We start from the raw sequence: 14,758 nt of genomic DNA on the forward strand, positions 1-14,758 counted from the left end.
GGGCTCCGACCGGCTGTTCAACGGGCTCTGGCCGCTTATTCAACTGCACCCGACCGGCTGTTCAACTGATCCCGATTTGCTGGTCGCCGGACCTCGGCGCGCAGGCCGATGCCGCTGGCCGGGTCGCTGAACGCTGCTGGAACGCCTTCAGCGGGTGACGACGATCACTGATCCCGGCCCGTCGGCGACCCTGGCGACGGCCACATCCGCGCAGTCGCGACACGATCACGCGCCCTCTGGGCGTGTTGCTAGCGGGACCAGTGTGACAAGAGTGACAAAAGGGACCTGACAGATCACTGTGTCGTCAAGTGTGAGAAGGGTCACATTTGAATAACATAACCCGGCGCTCCAGCTGGGGTTGGGGACTTTACTGACACCTCTGAGTGATCCTGACAACCCCATGACGGCTTTGCCAGCTCGTTACTCAAGGGCGTAGCTTCTGGCGTCGCGGCGAACAAGCCATGGCGTCGCGACTCTCCATCGGGTCCCCGATGTGGACAGAAAAGAAATCCGTTAGGTCGCCGCCCTTCTACATGTCATTACGTGGCGGTGGCCTGCCGAGTCCGTGCAGCCAGGAGGCACGGAGCCGGGGACCCAGCGATCCCGCTCCCGGGATCAGGGGTGAATCGGCGCGTATTGCGCCGTAGGGCGACTTCCAGGCCCGAATCCGTCAGCTAACCCGGTAGGCGTTCGTGGAAGTCCCAAGGAGAAATCCTGTCTACCTCCCCCAGTAACCCCCGTCTGTCCCGCATTGCCCTGAGTGGCGCAGCGCTCACGATGACCGTGACGGCCGGAGGTTTGGTCCTCCCTGCCCCGACGGCGCAGGCGGCGACAACGCGTGATGCGGCCGAAGTTTCCGGGACCAATACAGCGGCGAAAGCCGTCAGGTCCGTGAAGAAGGTCGCGCAACAAACAGCGGTCGCTCGGCAAAAGGTGAAGGCCCGTACGGCCGTCGCCGTGGCCAAGGACCAGATCGGTGACCCGTACAGTTACGGGGCCACAGGACCTGGTTCCTTCGACTGCTCCGGTCTCGTCCAGTACGCCTGGAAGAAGGCCGGCGTCAAGATCCCGCGCGTGACGAACAGCCAGTTCGCCCGCATCAAGAAGAAGGTCTCCTGGAAGAATCTGAAGCCAGGTGACCTGATGTTCTTCTATGGGCTCGGCCATGTGGGCATGTATGTCGGCAACGGCAAGATGGTCCATTCGCCGAGGACGGGTTCGACGGTGCGCGTCGAGAAGCTCAGCGGATGGCGCAAGGCGTCGTTCGTGGGCGCGGTGCGTCCCGGCCTGTAAGTCCGGCCTGATCCGGCCTGCAAGACCGTCACGAAGGTCCCGTCCCAGCTGGGACGGGACCTTCGCGTGTTCCGGGCCCTTCCGCGACGACGAGCCGACGCTTTGCGCGACGACGTGCCGGGCCTTTGCGCGACGACGTGCCGGGCCTTTGCGCGACGAGGAGCCGGGTCTCTCCGCGACGGCCGGTTCGCGGCGCGGGACGACTACGATCGGGGAACGTGTCCGTGCAGGTGAGCCGCCGAGTCTTGGGGGTGGGGGTGCTGCTCCTGGCCCTCGCCTCGGCCAGCGCCGCCCCGCACCGGTCTCCGGGGACGGATGGCCTCTCGGCAGCGGTTCGTGACCTGCCGTCCGGTGGGCCCGATCAGTCCGCGACCGGCCACAACCCGGCGGCCGGTGATCGTGAGCTTCCGGCGGAGGCGCGGGGACTCTGGGGGGACGGCTCCGAGGTCGTACGAGGTGTGCGTTCGGTTGTTGTCAGCCAGCATGCGGCGCCCGAGTCGCTTCGTGATCTGGCGCGCCGGGCCGATGCCGCCGGGTCGCGGGTCTCCGCCGTGCTCGGCCGCCCCGTACGGCCCGTGGTGCTCGTGCCCGGCTCGGCGGCCGAGGCTGCTCGGGTGGCCGGGGTGGGGAGTGTCGACGGGCTGGCGGCGGTGGCCGATGGCGGGAGAGTGGTCGTGGTGCCCGAGAACTTCGCCCGGCTGACCCCCACCGGGCGGGACATCGTGCTCACGCACGAGCTCACTCACGTCGCGGCCGGGACGAAGCGGTTGCCGGTGTGGCTCTATGAGGGGTTCGCCGACTACGTGGGCTACCGGGACGCGGGGTTGCCGGTCCGGGTGGCCGCCACCGAGTTGGCCGCCGAGGTGCGGGCCGGGCACTTGCCGGGCGAATTGCCAGGGCCTGCGGCATTCGCACCGTCCAGCCGGGAGCCTGCACGTCTGGCACGGGCGTACCAGGAGGCGTGGCTGGCGTGTCGCTTCATCGCCGAGCGGTTCGGTGAGGGGACTCTGGTGAGGCTCTACCGTGATGCCCAGACGGGTGGCATCGACCGGGGGCTCACCAGGCTCGGGCTCTCGGCAGGGACGCTGACGGCACGGTGGCGCGACTACGTGCGGGACCAGCTTGCGTAAGGGGAACGCGGATGGACGATCTGCAGGGCACCGACGACAGCATGCCGCCGCCTGACGACGACGCGGGCCCCGATCGGAACCCGGCACCACAGCCCGGCGAGGACGCCGCATCAAGCGACCCCGCCACGTCAGGCGGTAGCGCCGCGCCACACGACCGTGCCGCACCAAGGGACCGCGCCGTGCCAGACGACCGTGCCACAGCGAGTGACCGTGCCGCGCCAGACGACCGTGCCGCGCCGAGCGACCGTGCCGTGTCAGGTGGCTGGGTCGCGGACGGTGGGGACGTCGCGTTCGGCCGGGCCGGTGCCGGTTGGGCGCTGGTCGTGCTCGGTGTGGTGATCCTGGCCGTGGTGGCGTTCACGACGCCCTGGCGGGTGATGCCCTCGGGCACCCCCACGGTGACGCCGGATCCGGCGCGCGACTTCAGTGCCGCCGAGATCGCCAGGGCCGCCGCCTTCGATGCGGCCACGAGCCTGCCCGGTTACCTCTCCCTCGGGCTGACCGTGCTGTTCGCGGGGTTGCTCGTGCTCACGCCGTTCGGTGCCAAGGTGCTGAGTAAGCTGCGCGGGCCGTGGTGGGTGCGGGTCGTGCTGGGGGTGGTGGTGCTGACCGCGATCGTCGAGGCGATCAGGTGGCCCCTGGGCATCTGGTACGAGGTGCAGCTGCGCGACTACGGCCTGTCCACGCAGGACTGGGCCGGCTGGACCGGCGACCGGCTCAAGAGCCTGGCCGTGAACGTGGTGCTGCAGTCCATCATGGTGCTGGTCGTGGTGGCGCTGGCCAGGTGGCTGCGGCGCTGGTGGATCCCGGCCGCCGCGGGCGCGTTCGCGTTCACCTTGGTGGCCTCGTTCGTGTATCCGGTCGTGTTCGAGCCGCTGTTCAACGACTTCCGCCCGATGCCGGGCGGCGCGCTCAGGGCGAACCTGATGATGCTGGCCGAGCGCGCCCATGTCCCGGTCGAGGACGTGCTGATCGCCGACGCCTCCCGCCGGACGAACGCGCTCAACGCCTACGTCTCCGGCTTCGGCGCCACGCGCCGGATCGTCGTGTACGACACGCTGCTGCGGGCCCCGCAGTCCGAGGTCGAGCTGGTCGTGGCGCACGAGCTGGGCCACGCCAAGTACGGGGACGTGCTGGTCGGCACGCTGGTGGGCGGGCTGGGCGCCGCGTTCGGCGCGATCCTGCTGTTCCTGCTGCTGGGCATGCTGCGGCGGCGCACGGGCATCGCCTCGGCGGCCGATCCACGGGCGGTAGGAGTGATCATGGGCTTGATGAGCCTGGCCACGGTCATCTCAGGACCGGCCCAGAACGTGGTCAGCCGCCACATCGAGGCCCGCGCCGACCTCCACGCCCTGAACCTCACGAAGGACCCGGCCACCTTCATCTCCATGCAGAAACGCCTGGCAATTACCAATATTTCCGACTTGTCGCCGGATCCGGTGGAATATGCCCTCTATGCGTCACACCCCACCGGCCCCCAACGCATCGCCATGGCCCGGGAGTGGGCCGCGCTGAACGGCCAGCAGCAGCCGTGACCGGCGTGCTCATCGTCACGAACGACTTCCCGCCCCGGCCGGGCGGCATCCAGTCGTTCGTGCACGGGCTGGCCCTGCGCACCCCTGGCGTGGCCGTCTACGCTCCGGCCTGGCAGGGGTGCGCGGAGTTCGACAGCCGCCAGCCGTACCGGATCGTCCGGCACCCCACCTCGCTCATGCTGCCCACCCCGGCGGTCGCCCGCCGGGCCGCCCACCTGCTGGCCGAGCAGCGGGCGGACACCGTGGTGTTCGGCTCGGCGGCCCCGCTGGGCCTGCTCGCGCCGGGGTTACGGGCGGCCGGCGCGCGGCGCGTGGTGATGCTCACCCACGGCCACGAGGCGTCGTGGGCGAGCGCGCCGCTGTTCCGTGGGGCGCTGCGCAGGATCGGCGCGCACGCCGACGTGGTGACCTACCTCGGCGAGTACACGCGCGCCCGGCTGGCTGCGGCGATCTCGCCGGCCAAGCTGGTACGTCTGGCGCCGGGCGTGGACACCGGCCAGTTCCACCCGGACGCGCCCAAGGCCGAGCTCGGGCTGGCCGGGCGGCCGGTGGTGATCTGCGTGTCGAGGCTGGTGCCGCGCAAGGGCCAGGACCAGCTCATCAGGGCCTGGCCCCGGGTGCTGCGCGCGGTGCCGGAGTCGGTGCTGCTGTTCGTGGGCGGCGGGCCGTACCGCAAGCGGCTGGAGAAGCTGGCGCGGGGGCACGAGTCCGTCCGCTTCACCGGTACGGTCCCGGCGGGCAGCCTGGCCGGTTATTACGCCGCCGCCGACGTGTTCGCGATGCCGTGCCGTACCCGGCTGGGCGGCGTCGACGTCGAGGGGCTGGGGATCGTGTTCCTGGAGGCATCGGCGACCGGCCTGCCGGTCGTCGCGGGCGCGTCCGGCGGCGCCCCGGACGCGGTACGGCACGGCGAGACCGGCCTCGTCGTCGACGGCACCGACGTGGCGGAGGTCGCCGCGGCCCTGATCGAGCTGCTCGGCGACCCCGAACGGGCCCGGAAGATGGGCGCCCGGGGCCGCGACTGGATCGCCGGCGAGTGGACCTGGGACCTGGTCGCCGCCCGCTTCCACGCGCTCCTTTAGCCCTTGGTGGCCCCCAGGGTGAGTCCGGCGACGAACTGCTTGTGCAGCATCTGGAAGACGATCAGCGTCGGCAGCGCGACCAGCATCGACCCGGCCGCCAGCAGGTTGTAGTCGGTGAAGAACTGGCCGCGCAGGTTGTTCAGGGCCGAGGTGACGGGCAGTTTGTCGCCCGACGACATCAGCACCAGCGCCCACAGGAAGTCGTTGTACATGAAGGTGAACTCCAGCGTGGCCAGCGCCGCCAGCACCGGGCGGCACAGCGGCAGCGTGAGCTGCCAGTAGCGGCGCCACACGCTCGCTCCGTCGACCAGCGCCGCCTCGGTGATCTCCTCCGGGATCGTGCGCATGAAGTTCGACATGACGAACACGCAGAAGCCGAACTGGAATGCCACGTGCACCAGGATCAGCCCGAGGTAGGAGTCGTACAGCGACTGCGAGTCCGACAGCCACGCCGGCAGCGGCACGAGCGTGTAGAGGGTGTAGAGCGGGGTGATGAGCACCTGCGGCGGCAGCAGGTTGCCCGCCGTGAACGTGATCAGCAGCGCCTTGCGCCCCGGAATGCGCAGCCGCGCGATCGCGAACGCGGTGAACGAGGCCATGAACAGCGTGATCAGTACGCCCGGGATCACGATGATCAGCGTGTTGAGGTAGTAGCGGGGCAGGTCGGCCTGGCTCCACGCCTGCCCGTAGTAGTCCAGCGTCAGGTGCTCGGGCAGCGAGAAGTACCCCAGCCGCGCGGTCTCGTCGTACGGGCGCAGCGAGGCGTAGAGCGCCAGCGCGAGCGGCAGGACCCAGCCCAGCGCCACGAGGCCGAGGAAGACGTGCAGCAGGATCCGCAGCGGACGCGCCCGGCGGCGCACCGGCTCCCGGCGATCCTGGACCGGGGGCGTGGTGATGGGCGCGGTGAGCGTCATCGTTCCTCCCTGAACAGCTGCGACAGGTAGGTGACGATGAACCCGAGCGTGATCACCAGCAGGATCACCGCGATGGCCGAGCCGAACCCGATGCGGCTCGCCTCGCCCACGATGTTCTCGGTGACCAGCACCGACAGCAGCTCCAGCCCGTTCCTGCCCTTGTTGATGGCGTAGACGATGTCGAAGGCGCGCAGCGCCTCGATGACCGTGATCACCAGCACGATCACGTTGACCGGGCGCAGCGTCGGGAACACCACCCGGAAGAACGCCTGCGCCTCGTTGGCCCCGTCGATCGCGGCCGCCTCCTTGAGCGCGGGATCGACCGCCTTCAGCCCGGCCAGATAGATGATCATCACGTACCCGACGTGCCGCCAGCCGGCCGCCACCATGACCACCCAGATGTTGATCGACCGGTCGCCCAGCCAGTCCACGGTCAGCCCGGTCACCGCGTTCAGCACGCCGTAGTCGGAGGAGTAGACGAGCTGCGCGATGAACCCCACGACGGCCAGCGACAGCACGACCGGCGTGTACAGCGCGCTCTGGTACACGCGCGACAGCCGCAGCCGCCGGTCCAGCAGCACCGCGCAGAACAGCCCGAACGGCGTCGCGACCAGACCGAGGAAGCCCAGCCAGAGCACGTTGTTGCGGATGGCCGACCAGAACGGCGGATAGTCGTTGACCAGGTCGGTGTAGTTCCGGCCGCCCACCCACTCCATCGGCTTGATGCCGTTCCAGTCGGTGCCCGACAATCCGATGGAGGCCAGCGTGGGCCCCCAGATGAGGCCCACGTTGACGATGATGGCCACCCCCAGCCCGATGACCAGGATGGTCACGTCGCGGGCGGAGTAGCGACGGGTCTTGGCGGCCATCAGCGGAAGATGTTGGTCTTCTGCTTCTCGATGCTCGCCAGCAAGGAGTCGATCTCGTTCGGCTTGCCGACGAACGACTGCAGCGACGGGATCATCACCGTTGAGGCGAAGTCGGGCCGGGTGTCACGATCGAGGAACTGGGCCAGGTGCGTCGCCTTGGACACCAGCTCGGCGCCGCGCTTCTGCAGCGTGCTGTAACCGCTGGTGTCGGCTTTGGAGCTGGCGGCCAGGGTGCCCGGGTCCAGCTTGGTGGCGATGTTCTGCGAGCTGCCCTGGGCCAGGTGCTTGAGCACGGCCTTGGCGCCGTCGACGTTCTTGGCCTTGCCCGAGATCATGTAGCCGTCGATCGGCGCGTCGATGGAGTCGGTGCCGTAGGTCGGATTGATCTCGGGGAAGGTGAAGAAGTCGATGTCGTCGCGCTCGTTCTCCGGGAACTGCTGGGCGACGAACATGCCGAGCAGGTACATGCCGGTCTTCTTCTGCTGCAGCGCCTGCCCGGCCTCCTGCCAGGTACGGCCCAGCGCGGCGGGCTGGTGATACTCCATCAGCCCGCGCCAGGTGTCGAAGACCTGCTTGACCCTGGGGTCGGTCCACGACTCCTTGCCGCCCATGAGCGAGATGTGGAAGTCGTAGCCGTTCGTCCGCATGTTGATGATGTCGAACGTGCCCATCGCGGGCCAGCCGTCCTTGTCGGCGAACCCGATCGGGATCAGCCCGTCGGCCTTCATCTTCTTGGCCAGCGCGGTGAACTCGTCCAGCGTCTTGGGCGGCTCGTAGCCCTTCTCCTGCCACACGCTCTTGCGATAGAAGACGGCCCACGGATAGTACGTGAACGGCACGAAGTACTGCTTACCGTCGGTGCCCGTCGAGGCGGCCTTGAAGGCGGGTGTGTAGTCGCTCCCGATCTCCCGCCACACGTCCGAGATGTCGGTCGCGAGCCCCTGCTCGGCGAAGAACTGCATGCGATATCCGGCGAACCAGGTGAAGACATCGTCCGGCGTGCCTTTGAGGTAGCGGTTGATGTTCTCCTGGAACGTGTTGTGGTCCACGGTATTGATCTTCACTTGGGCCTGGGTGAAGCCCTTTAACACGGTTTCGAGGGACTTCTTGGGGATTTCGTCCGAGGCGTTGGAGCCGAACGTGACCGTGCCCAGGTTTCCGGATGACTTACCACCCGGCGGCGCGGCGGGCTGACTGGACCCGCAGCCGGCCAGGACGGCCGGGACGCCGAAGGTGGCGGCCGCGCCGAGCAGCAGGTTACGACGGGAGATCGGCAGACGTTGGACCATGGTGGTTCCTCCTTGCCAGGACCCTCAAATTCCCCCGAATTCGCTCGATTTCCTTCAGAGAAGAGCACACACAACCAGCTGTCAACGCACGATTTGATGTCGAACGCCGGCCAAGAACCATCACAACCGAGCACGGGCCTTGAAATCCGCAGGTGGCGTGTCATGATGCGTCCGAATGGCATGTCGGGAAATGTCGAGAAACTGTTGGGAACTGGGTGATGCGATGCTCGCCGTCCAGCGACAGCAGACGATTCTGGAGCTCGTACGGCTGAACGGCGCCGTCAAGGTGGTCGACCTGGTGCGCGAGTTCGGCGTCTCGGACATCACGATCCGCCGCGACCTCGAGCTGCTGGCCGAGCGGGGGCTGCTGGCCAAGGTGCACGGCGGCGCGACCGTCATCGGCGCCGGCTCGACCGACGAGCCCGGCTTCGCCGTCAAGTCGGTCCAGCAGGAGGACGAGAAGCTGGTCATCGCCCGCCGCGCCGCCGAGCTGGTGTTCCCGGGCACCGCCGTGGCGCTCTCGGCCGGGACCACGACCTGGACGCTCGCCCACCAGCTGGTGAACACGCCCGGCCTGACCGTGGTGACCAACTCGGTGCGCATCGCCGACGTCTTCCAGCACGGCGGGCGGCCGGACCAGACGGTGGTGCTGACGGGCGGCGTGCGTACCCCATCGGACGCCCTTGTCGGCCCGGTGGCGGTCGCCGCGATCCGGCTGCTCAACGTGGACATGCTGTTCCTGGGCGTGCACGGGATGACCACGCGGGCCGGGTTCACCACGCCGAACATGATGGAGGCCGAGACCGACCGCGCCCTGGTCGAGGCCGCGAGCAGCCTGGTCGTGCTGGCCGATCACACCAAGTGGGGGACCGTGGGCATCAGCACGATCGCCCGGCTCAGCGAGGCCGACGTGGTGATCTCCGACGGCGGGCTGCCCGAGACGGCCAGGACCGCGCTGTCCGAGCAGGCGGGCGAGCTGGTCATCGTTTGATCTTGACGGGGCCAGGCTCTGACGGTCCCCGCATACCAATCCGATCACATGGCATGCGCTGAGCCGGAGTGATCCTACCTTTCTGTGGGATCAACCCTTATGTTGTCAGTGCTTAGCTGTTACCCCTAGTAGTGGTCCTACCTATTCACACGCATCATTTCGCGCCCCCACCGAATGATCGGATGAGTGAGAAGGGTGGCACAGTGAACAAGCTGTTCGCGGCTGGGGCGATGACACTCGCCGTCGCGCTCGCGCTTAGTGCCTGCTCAAGCAATTCGCCCAGCGGAAGCCAGTCCTCGGCGCCGGCCTCCGGGGGCAAACAGAAGGTCTCCTTCCTGGTGTTCCCCTCGCCGAACCTGCCGGAGTCGTACTGGAAGGCCCAGGTCGATCTGGTGACCAAGGCCAACCCCGACCTGGAGGTCGAGCTGGTCGCCGCGCCTTCGGAGTCCGAGCGCAACGACTACGCCAAGCAACTGGCCGCTTCCGGGCAGCTGCCTGACGTACAGATCGGCATGCAGGACCTGATCGCCCTGGAGCCGAGCCTGGCCACGTGGACGCCGGAGGAGCTCAAGGACTTCCTCTGTCCGACCTGCGGCGCGGTCAACGGGAAGATCCTCCAGTTGCCGACCAACACGCAGACGATCCCGAACGTCTACTACAGCAAGAAGCTGTTCCAGAAGGCCGGCATCGCCGAGCCGCCGAAGACCTACGCCGACCTGCTGGCCGACGCCGAGAAGCTGAAGGCCAAGGGCATCACCCCGTTCGTGTCGGGCGGCGTGTTCGTCACCTCCCAGCCGTGGACCGCCATCCTGGCCACGGACCTGTACGCCAAGACGCCCGACTGGATGACCAAGCGGCGCAACGGCGAGGTGAAGTTCGCCACCGACCCGGCCATGAAGGCCGCCACGCAGAAGTTCACCGACCTGGCCACCAAGGGCTACCTCGACAAGCGGCAGATCGGGCAGGACTATCCCAAGACACAGGAGGCCTTCCTCGGCGGCAAGGGCGCGATGTACCCGATGGGCAGCTGGTTCGCCGCCGCGGCCGACGCCTCGCCCATGAAGGACGACATCGGGGTCTTCGCCTGGCCCGGCGACGACGGCGCCCTGCACATGCCGACCTTCACCGGCGGCGGGCTGTCCGTCAGCGCGACGGCCAAGAACATGGCCGCGGCCAAGAAGTTCGCGCTGGCCTTCCAGCTCACCAAGGAGAACCTGGACGCCTCGGTCAAGGCCGACGCGCTCTTCCCGGCGATCAAGGGCTACACGCCGCCGTCGGACACGGGCCCGGTGTTCAAGGCCGTCTACGACCTGTGGCAGAAGGCGCTGAACGAGAAGGCGACCGTCCCCGCGTTCAGCTGGGAGGCCGGGGACACGGCGATGCTGCCGGGCATGCAGGGCAAGTTCTGGTCCACGGCGCAGGACCTGGTCAGCGGCAAGAAGACGGTCGACCAGGCACTGGCCTTCCTCGACACCGAGTGGGAGAAATCCGGCTGATCCGGCGGGGCGGGCCGCCGAGCGCCCGCCCCTCGGTCTGACCGGGATCCGATTCCGACCAGGAGGGGTCTGGCCTGATGGCCGCTGGCACCACCATCCACCATCACAAGCCCGGCCACGCGCAGGCCCGAGTACGCCGGCGACGGCCGGGCGGCAAAGGGGCCGGGCTGTGGCATTTCCTGTCGTTCGCCGCGCCCGGCACGCTCATCTACTTCTGCCTCGTCGTGCTGCCGATCACGCTCAGTTTCGGCTACAGCCTGACCGACCAGGCACTGCTGCGGCCCAAGACGCACTTCGTCGGGCTGCGCAACTACCAGTTGCTCCTGCAGGACGAGACGTTCCTGCAGTCGCTGCGGGTGACCACGATCCTCACGCTGATCGTCGTCATCGTGCCGAACGTCCTGGGCGTCGCCATCGCGGTGCTCCTCGACCGCCGCGGCTGGTTGTACAACGCGCTGCGCAGCGTCTTCTTCACCCCGATGGTGATCAGCTCCGTGGTCATCAGCGTCATCTGGACGCGCATTCTCGCTGACGACGGGCCGATCAACCAGACGCTCAGGGCGCTGGGCGTCAGTGAGCCGCCGGGCTGGCTGTCCGACCCGGACATCGCGCTCTACTCGCTGTCGTCGATCGTCTGCTGGCAGATGCTCGGATTCTGCGTGGTCGTCTATCTCGCCGGGCTGCAGGGCGTACCCCAGGAGCTGGCCGAGGCGGCGGCGATCGACGGCGCGGGTCCGGTGCGCAGGTTCTGGAGCGTCACCTGGCCGCTGCTGGCGCCCGCGCTCACCATCAACACGGTCGTCCTGCTGATCTCCGCGTTCAAGATCTTCGACCACGTGAAGGTGATCACCAACGGCGGACCCGGTACGGGGACGACCGCGAGCGTGGCGCTCGTCATCCTGCAGGAGGGGTTCGTGGAGAACCGCACCGGCTACGCCTCGGCGGAGGCCGTCGTCATGCTGATCGTCATCGCGCTGCTGTCGGTGATCACGCTGCGCGTGCTGGGGCGAAGGGAGGTGCAGCTCTGATGCGCTCCACCGTGCCGTGGCTGCGCCCGCTGGTCGCGCTGGTCGTCGGCGGGGTGTTCTTCATCCCTCTGTACATCGCGCTGATCAACGTTTTCAAGGAGAGCCGGCAGGTCGCCAGTGGCGCCATGTCGCTGCCGATCCCGCCCACCTTCGACAACCTGATCAGGGTGCTGACCAGCCCGGACAGCCTCTTCTGGTCGTCGCTGCGGACCAGCGTCCTGGTCACCTCCCTGTCGATCATCATCCTGACGGTGCTGTCGGCCATGCTCGGCCACTACCTGGCCCGGCAGAACACCTGGTGGTCCCGAGTGATCATGGTCCTGCTGCTGTGCGGGCTGATGATCCCGCCGCAGGTGATCCTGATCCCGATCACTCAGGTGCTCAAGGCGCTCGGGCTGATGTCGACGCTGCAGGGCCTCGTGCTCTTCAACGTCGGCTACTACGTGCCGTTCGGGGTCTTCGTCTTCTCCGGCTTCATGAAGGGCGTGCCGCGGGAGCTGGAGGAGGCCGCGGCCATCGACGGGGCCACGCGGTGGCAGACGTTCTGGAAGATCGTCTTCCCGCTGCTGCGTCCGGCGACGGCCAGCGTGCTGATCTTCCTCGGGGTGTGGATCTGGAACGACTTCCTCAACCCGCTGATCATCTATGGGCCGCGCGAGGGTACGACGATCATGACGGGCATCTACAAGTCGCTCGGGCAGTACGCGGCGGACTTCGGCGGGATGTTCGCGCTCATGTTCCTGGCCACGCTGCCGATCCTGGTGTTCTACCTGTTGCTGCAGAAGCAGTTCGTCAAGGGGCTCACGGGCGGGGCGACGAAGGGCTGACACGCGAACGGCCCCCGGCGCGTGGTGCCGGGGGCCGTTCGCGTGGCTGCTGCTTAGTTGAGGTCGAGCTTGCGCTGGATGGCGACGAGGATGTGCATCATCTCCGTCTGGGTCTGCTGCATCGTTGCCTGTCCGGCCTGGAGCCCGTCTATCGACGTCTGCATCGTTGCCTGTCGGGCCTGGAGGTCGTCTATCGACGCCTGCATGGACGTGACCTTGGCGTCCAGAACGGTGACCTTGCCGTCCAGTGTCTTGACCCGGTCCGCGACGCCGTTGATGCGCTCAGTGAGCTGCTGACCCATCTCCATCTGGTCGGCCCCTATCCGGACGAATTCGTTCTCGATGCTGCCGATGAACTGCATACCCGCTTCCTTGATGCTCACCGTTATCTCCCCTACCTTTGAAGGTAGGGACCGGGGATGTATCAGATCTCCGGTCCCGATTGCCTTCTCAGGCTAGCGAAGTGGCGTCAAGAGCGTCCAGAGAATCCGGGACAACGGGTAGCGATTTCTATACCCAGCGTAATCATTTGTACAGTGCGTCCACATCCTTGGCGAAGTCCCGCATCACCACGTTGCGCTTGATCTTCAGGGTCGGCGTCAGGTGCCCGCTGTCCTCGGTGATGTCCACATCCAGGATGGCGAACTTCTTGATCTGCTCCGCCTTCGACACCATCAGATTCGCCGTGTCCACGGCCTTCTGCACCTCCGCCAGCACCCGCGGATCCGTGCAAAGCTCACTCAGCGTAGCCGTCGGCAGGTCGTTGACCGACTTCCAGTGGTCCAGCGCCTCCGGGTCCAGGGTGATCAGCGTCGCCACGAAGGGCCGCCCGTCGCCGACGATCATGGCCTGGGAGATCAGCGGGTGCGCCCTCAGCGCGTCCTCCAGCGGGCCGGGGGCGACGTTCTTGCCCGCCGCCGTCACCAGGATCTCCTTCTTGCGTCCCGTGATGCGCAGGTAGCCGTCGGCGTCGAGTTCGCCCACGTCGCCCGTGTGGTACCAGCCGTCGGCGTCGATCGCCTCGGCCGTCGCCTGGTCGTTGTGCCAGTAACCGTGGAAGACGTGGCGGCCCTTGGCCAGGATCTCGCCGTCGTCGGCGATGCGGATCGACACGCCGGGCAGCGGCTTGCCGACCGTGCCGATCTTGTTGGCGCCCGGCATGTTGACCGAGCAGGGCGCCGAGGTCTCGGTCAGGCCGTAGCCCTCGAACACCTCGATGCCGACGCCCCTGAAGAAGTGGCCGAGCCGGTCGCCGAGGGCCGAGCCGCCGCACACCGCCGCCGTCAGCCGGCCGCCCGTGGCCGTGCGGAGCTTGCCGTACACCAGCCGGTCGAACAGGGCGTGCCGCAGGCGCAGGCCCAGGCCCGCGCCGCCGGAGCTCTCGGCCTTGCTCCACGCGACGGCGGTGTCGGCGGCGCGGGCGAAGATCGCGCCCTTGCCGCCGGCGATGGCCCGCTGCTCGGCGCCGTTGTAGACCTTCTCGAACACGCGGGGCACGCCGAGCAGGAACGTCGGCTGGAACTCGGCCAGGTCCGGGGCCACGTTCTTCATGTTCGGGGTGTGGGCCAGGATCGCGCCCGCCTCGATGATGGCGACCTGGATCATGCGGGCGAAGATGTGCGCGAGCGGCAGGAACAGCAGCGCCGCCGGCGACTTGCCGGCGAAGAGCGCCTCCAGGGGGCCCGCCACCACGTTGCGGGCGGTGAACAGCAGGTTGTCGTGCGTGATCCGGCAGCCCTTGGGCCGGCCGGTGGTGCCGGAGGTGTAGACGACCGTGGCCAGGTCGGCCGAGCCGACCCCGGCGCGCCGCTCTTCGAAGGCGGCGTCGGTCACCTCGGAGCCGTCGAGGGTCTCGTCGACGCGCCAGATCGGCTTCAGGCCGGGCGCGGCCTCGCGCACGGTCTCCTCGTGCCCGTCGAGCTCGACGAACACCGCCTTGGCCTCACTGTCGGACAGGATCCACTTGACCTGCTCGACCGCCGACGTCTCGTAGATCGGCACGGTGACCGCGCCGATCGACCAGATCGCGTAGTCGATCAGCGTCCACTCGTAGCGGGTGCGCGACATGAGCGCGACCCGGTCGCCGTGCTCGATGCCCGCCGCGATCAGCGCCTTGGCCAGCTCGACCACCTGGTCGCGGAACTCGGAGGCGGTGACGGCGGGCCAGCCGCCGTCCTGCTTGCGCCGCATGACGACCGCGCCGGGCTCCTGCTCGGCCCGCCTGAAGACCGTGTCGGGCAGGCTCGCGGAGGCAGGTACGTCGACCAGCACCGGGACGCTGTACTCGCGCACGGAATCAACTCC

13 protein-coding genes and 1 riboswitch are annotated in these 14,758 nt (G+C 68.0%); of the genes, 8 read left to right on the forward strand and 5 right to left on the reverse strand.

Translation table 11 applies throughout. The features are described from left to right. The first annotated feature begins 545 nt into the window (after nt 1–545). A riboswitch (cyclic di-AMP (ydaO/yuaA leader) is annotated at nt 546–704 on the forward strand. 73 nt (nt 705–777) lie between these two features. The 4 genes from AB0C30_RS18405 (at nt 778) to AB0C30_RS18420 (ending at nt 5,040) form a co-directional block, all read left to right on the forward strand. Then, nucleotides 778–1,293, forward strand: a complete 516-nt coding sequence (locus AB0C30_RS18405; RefSeq protein ID WP_357945002.1) for a C40 family peptidase — start codon at nt 778–780, stop codon at nt 1,291–1,293. Between the two features lie 218 nt (nt 1,294–1,511). After that, the gene (locus AB0C30_RS18410; protein ID WP_357945004.1) at nt 1,512–2,423 is read left to right on the forward strand and encodes a hypothetical protein; all 912 of its coding nucleotides are present in this window, start codon (nt 1,512–1,514) and stop codon (nt 2,421–2,423) included. Between the two features lie 11 nt (nt 2,424–2,434). Then, nucleotides 2,435–3,958, forward strand: a complete 1,524-nt coding sequence (locus AB0C30_RS18415) for a M48 family metallopeptidase (protein WP_357945007.1) — start codon at nt 2,435–2,437, stop codon at nt 3,956–3,958. Continuing rightward, a complete protein-coding gene (locus AB0C30_RS18420; RefSeq protein ID WP_357945009.1) occupies nt 3,955–5,040 on the forward strand; it encodes a glycosyltransferase family 4 protein in 1,086 nt (361 codons plus the stop codon). The genes AB0C30_RS18415 and AB0C30_RS18420 overlap by 4 nt, the downstream gene beginning before the upstream one ends. Here the strand turns inward: AB0C30_RS18420 and AB0C30_RS18425 are convergent. The 3 genes from AB0C30_RS18425 to AB0C30_RS18435 are packed head-to-tail and all read right to left on the reverse strand — an operon-like array spanning nt 5,037 to nt 8,112. Further along, nucleotides 5,037–5,954 (reverse strand): carbohydrate ABC transporter permease, encoded by a 918-nt coding sequence (locus AB0C30_RS18425; protein WP_357945012.1) that lies wholly within the window; start codon nt 5,952–5,954, stop codon nt 5,037–5,039. The two genes, AB0C30_RS18420 and AB0C30_RS18425, sit on opposite strands and share 4 nt — an antisense overlap. Beyond that, entirely contained in the window at nt 5,951–6,823 is an 873-nt protein-coding gene (locus tag AB0C30_RS18430) for a sugar ABC transporter permease (protein WP_357945015.1), read from the reverse strand. The genes AB0C30_RS18425 and AB0C30_RS18430 overlap by 4 nt, the downstream gene beginning before the upstream one ends. Beyond that, nucleotides 6,823–8,112, reverse strand: coding sequence for an ABC transporter substrate-binding protein (locus AB0C30_RS18435; protein WP_357945017.1), 1,290 nt, complete (start codon nt 8,110–8,112; stop codon nt 6,823–6,825). Before AB0C30_RS18435 ends, AB0C30_RS18430 begins: the two co-directional genes overlap by 1 nt. Nucleotides 8,113–8,335: 223 nt before the next feature. On the opposite strand from AB0C30_RS18435, the gene AB0C30_RS18440 reads away from it, so the two are divergent. The 4 genes from AB0C30_RS18440 (at nt 8,336) to AB0C30_RS18455 (ending at nt 12,454) form a co-directional block, all read left to right on the forward strand. Next, on the forward strand, nt 8,336–9,103 hold the full coding sequence (locus AB0C30_RS18440; RefSeq protein ID WP_357945019.1) for a DeoR/GlpR family DNA-binding transcription regulator: 768 nt from the start codon (nt 8,336–8,338) through the stop codon (nt 9,101–9,103). 203 nt (nt 9,104–9,306) lie between these two features. After that, nucleotides 9,307–10,599, forward strand: coding sequence for an extracellular solute-binding protein (locus AB0C30_RS18445; RefSeq protein WP_357945021.1), 1,293 nt, complete (start codon nt 9,307–9,309; stop codon nt 10,597–10,599). A 77-nt stretch (nt 10,600–10,676) separates the two neighbouring features. Beyond that, nucleotides 10,677–11,627, forward strand: coding sequence for a sugar ABC transporter permease (locus tag AB0C30_RS18450; protein WP_357945024.1), 951 nt, complete (start codon nt 10,677–10,679; stop codon nt 11,625–11,627). Next, nucleotides 11,627–12,454, forward strand: a complete 828-nt coding sequence (locus AB0C30_RS18455) for a carbohydrate ABC transporter permease (protein WP_357945026.1) — start codon at nt 11,627–11,629, stop codon at nt 12,452–12,454. The genes AB0C30_RS18450 and AB0C30_RS18455 overlap by 1 nt, the downstream gene beginning before the upstream one ends. Nucleotides 12,455–12,507: 53 nt before the next feature. Here the strand turns inward: AB0C30_RS18455 and AB0C30_RS18460 are convergent, their stop codons facing one another. Further along, a complete protein-coding gene (locus AB0C30_RS18460) occupies nt 12,508–12,837 on the reverse strand; it encodes a hypothetical protein (RefSeq protein ID WP_357945029.1) in 330 nt (109 codons plus the stop codon). A 142-nt stretch (nt 12,838–12,979) separates the two neighbouring features. Further along, nucleotides 12,980–14,746, reverse strand: a complete 1,767-nt coding sequence (locus tag AB0C30_RS18465; RefSeq protein WP_357945032.1) for an AMP-dependent synthetase/ligase — start codon at nt 14,744–14,746, stop codon at nt 12,980–12,982. Nucleotides 14,747–14,758 lie beyond the last annotated feature (12 nt).

Source organism: Nonomuraea sp. NPDC048901, from assembly GCF_040649695.1.
Taxonomy (GTDB): Bacteria; Actinomycetota; Actinomycetes; order Streptosporangiales; family Streptosporangiaceae; genus Nonomuraea.

Excerpts from the sequence above, each read along its gene's own strand:
- AB0C30_RS18450 (WP_357945024.1), top strand. The coding sequence starts at position 10,677 with ATGGCCGCTGGCACCACCATCCACCATCACAAGCCCGGCCACGCGCAG.
- AB0C30_RS18415 (WP_357945007.1), top strand. The coding sequence starts at position 2,435 with ATGGACGATCTGCAGGGCACCGACGACAGCATGCCGCCGCCTGACGAC.
- AB0C30_RS18430 (WP_357945015.1), bottom strand. The coding sequence starts at position 6,823 with ATGGCCGCCAAGACCCGTCGCTACTCCGCCCGCGACGTGACCATCCTG.
- AB0C30_RS18405 (WP_357945002.1), top strand. The coding sequence starts at position 778 with ATGACCGTGACGGCCGGAGGTTTGGTCCTCCCTGCCCCGACGGCGCAG.
- AB0C30_RS18435 (WP_357945017.1), bottom strand. The coding sequence starts at position 8,112 with ATGGTCCAACGTCTGCCGATCTCCCGTCGTAACCTGCTGCTCGGCGCG.
- AB0C30_RS18440 (WP_357945019.1), top strand. The coding sequence starts at position 8,336 with ATGCTCGCCGTCCAGCGACAGCAGACGATTCTGGAGCTCGTACGGCTG.
- AB0C30_RS18455 (WP_357945026.1), top strand. The coding sequence starts at position 11,627 with ATGCGCTCCACCGTGCCGTGGCTGCGCCCGCTGGTCGCGCTGGTCGTC.
- AB0C30_RS18425 (WP_357945012.1), bottom strand. The coding sequence starts at position 5,954 with ATGACGCTCACCGCGCCCATCACCACGCCCCCGGTCCAGGATCGCCGG.